The following is a 3,183-nucleotide window of genomic DNA, read 5'->3' on the forward strand; positions in this document are numbered from 1 at the left end:
CCACCCCCAACTGGACCACCTACCACCCCCCACACACCCACCACCACACCCCCCTCCCCACCCACCCCCTCAACCCCAAACACCACTGGATCGACTCCGGAACCGCTCATCCGTCCTCCGCGGCCTCTCCGGCGCCGGCCCGGCGTCGGAACGACATCGCGGAATGGTTCTACACGCCGTCCTGGCAGCGGATGGCCCTGCCCTCGGCAGCCACGCCCGACGTCGACCGGCACTGGCTCGTCTTCGCCGACGAGCTGGGAGTGGGCGAAGGCCTGGCCCGGCGCCTGCGAGCCGGCGGTGCCACCGTCAGTCTGGTCAGGCCCGGCACGAACTGGTCCAACCCGGATCCCGGCCGGTTCACCCTCGACCCCGCCAGGGGCGACCACTACGACCGGTTGATCGACGCCCTGCACGAGGGGCCCTCCGGAGTGCCCACCCATGTCGTGCACGCCTGGTCCGTCACCACCATGGACGAGGCGGAACTCGCCGACACGGCGACGACGCTGCGGCTCGGCTTCGAGAGCCTTGTCCGCCTGACGCAGGCTCTGGCCCGCCACGCGGCCACCGGGCCACGCCGTATCTGGGTGCTCAGCAACGGGCTGCACAACGTCACCGGGTCGGAACGTCTCTCCCCGTCCAAAGCGACTCTCCTGGGCCCGTGTCGCGTCCTCCCCCGGGAGATGTCCGACACCTCCTGCCGCAGTGTCGACCTCGACTGCCTCACCGCGCCGTCCTCGCACCAGCTCGACCGGATCATGGCCGAGCTGGCCGCGGAAGCCACGTCCGACCCGGCGGCGGTGGCCCACCGGGGCATCCACCGGTGGCTCCTGCACCACCTCCCGGTACGCCTGCCCGTCGCCGGGACGACGACCGCGCTGCGCCCGGACGGGGTGTACCTCGTCACCGGGGGCACCGGAGGCCTGGGGCTGGCGCTCGCGCGGCACATCACCGCCGCCGGAGGGCGCGTGGCGCTCACGTCCCGCACCCGGTTCCCGCCTCCGGAGGAATGGGACGCCTTCCTCGCCGATGCCCCCACGGGGGCTCCGCTCACCGACGCCGTCCGCCGCCTCGGGCGACTGCGGGACGAGGGCGCGCAGGTGCTGGTCCTCCAGGCCGACGTGAGCGATCCGGACGCCATGCGCGCGGCGGTCGACAGCACCGTACGCCGCTGGGGGGCGGTGCACGGGGTCTTCCACGCCGCCGGTGTGGCCGGCGGCGGCCTGATCCAGCTCAAGGACATGCGTGACGCGTCCGAGGTGATGCGGCCCAAAGTGCACGGCACCCGGGTACTGGAAGAGGCACTGTCCGGCCAAGGGCTGGACTTCTTGGTCCTGTTCGGCTCCAACGGCGCGAACATCGGCAGCGCCGGCCAGGTCGACTACTGCGCCGCCAACTGCTTCCTCGACGCCTTCGCCCAGGACCGAGGCAGGCGGCGGCGCGTGATCTCCATCGACTGGGGGCCCTGGAAGGGCACCGGAATGGCCGTCAACACGGCGGTGCCGCCCGGGATGGACAAGCGGCGCAGACGCGATGTGGAAGAGCGTGGCATGACGCCGGAGGAGGGGCTGCGGGCCCTCGACACGGTCCTGGCGGCCGCGGCGGAGCCCCAGATCATCGTGTCCCCCAGCGATCTCGACGAGCTGTTCGCCAACGCCTTCTCCCTGGACACCACCGACGCGCAGACACAGGGGAGCCCGCCCGGCCCCGAGGAGCCGGCCGACCCGGCATCCGACCGGCCCGACATCCCCACGGAGTACGTGCCGCCGCGCACCTCCGTCGAGCACGCCATCTGCGAGGTGTGGCAGGCCCTGCTCGGCATCGAGAAGGTCGGTGTCCAGGACAGCTTCTTCGACCTGGGCGGCGACTCTCTGGTCGCCATCCAGCTGGTGAGTTCCGTCAACGCACGGCTGCACGCCCGGCTCACCCTGGGCGACCTGTACGGAGGACTCACGATCGCGAACCTGGCGGGCCTGGTGGACAACCGCTCGCAGCCCGACCCGGAGCCGGATCCCGCGGCCGCCGAGCGACGTACGGAGAACAGGCAGAAACGACGTCAGTACCAACAGCAGCGCCGCAAGGCGAGGGGACAGTGATGGCCGACAAGGCGGAGGACGGGTTCGATGCCCTCCCGGCGGACAGCGGTGTGGCGATCGTCGGGATGGCGGGGCGCTTCCCCGGCGCCGCGGACCTGGACGAGTACTGGCGCAACCTGCGCGACGGCGTCGAGTCGATCGTCACCCTGACCGACGAGGAACTCACCGCGGCGGGAGTACCACCGGAAACCTTCAACCGACCCGACTTCGTCAAGGCCGGACCACGCTTCCAGGACGCCGGCCTCTTCGACGCCGAGTTCTTCGGATACACCGCCCGCGAAGCCCAGCTCATGGACCCCCAGCACCGCCTCTTCCTGGAGACCGCCTGGCAGGCACTGGAGAACGCCGGCTACGACTCCGCACAGTACGACGGCACCATCGGCGTCTACGCCGGCGCCGGAACGTCGGCCTACCTGGAGAACATCTACAGCAACTGGAGTCAGGGCGAGGTACTGAAAACAGAGAACGCCGGTCTGGGCTTCGAGCTGGCGTTCCTCGCGAGCCGGGTCTCCCACAAGCTGAATCTCACGGGTCCGAGCATCCCGGTACAGACCGCCTGTTCCACGTCGCTGGTCGCCGTGCACACCGCCTGCCAGAGCCTGCTCGCCTACGAGTGCGACATGGCGCTCTCGGGCGCGGTCGCCTACAAGGTCCCCGAGAACCGGGGCTACCTCCATCAGGAGGGTTCGTTCCTCTCCCCGGACGGCCATGTCCGCCCGTTCGACGCGGAAGCGCGCGGGACGGTCTTCGGCAACGGCGTGGGAGTGGTCGTGCTGAAGCGGCTGGAGGACGCCCTCGCCGACGGGGACACCATCCACGCCGTCATCAAGGGCTCCGCCGTCAACAACGACGGCGGCCAGAAGGCGAGTTTCACGGCGCCCACCGTCGCCGGTCAGGCCGCCGTGATCGCCGAGGCGATGAACATGGCGCAGGTCGACCCGGGGGACATCGACTATGTGGAAGCACATGGAAGCGGCACGCTGATCGGTGACTCCATCGAGGTTCAGGCGTTGGAGCGGGCGTTCGGCGGACGAGGCAACTGCGTCCTGGGCACCGTCAAGGGAAACATCGGACACCTCGACGCCGCAGC

The 3,183-nt window shown here is 70.4% G+C and carries 2 protein-coding genes; both read left to right on the forward strand.

The annotated features are described in order from the left end of the window. A partial coding sequence (locus tag ACFZDL_RS47105) for an SDR family NAD(P)-dependent oxidoreductase (protein WP_353597324.1) occupies nucleotides 1–2,093 on the forward strand: 2,093 nt, incomplete at its 5' end. Further along, a partial coding sequence (locus ACFZDL_RS47110) for a beta-ketoacyl synthase N-terminal-like domain-containing protein (RefSeq protein WP_391194607.1) occupies nucleotides 2,093–3,183 on the forward strand: 1,091 nt, incomplete at its 3' end. The genes ACFZDL_RS47105 and ACFZDL_RS47110, both read left to right, overlap by 1 nt.

The sequence above is a fragment of the Streptomyces sp. NPDC007917 genome (genome assembly GCF_042959105.1).
GTDB lineage: Bacteria > Actinomycetota > Actinomycetes > Streptomycetales > Streptomycetaceae > Streptomyces.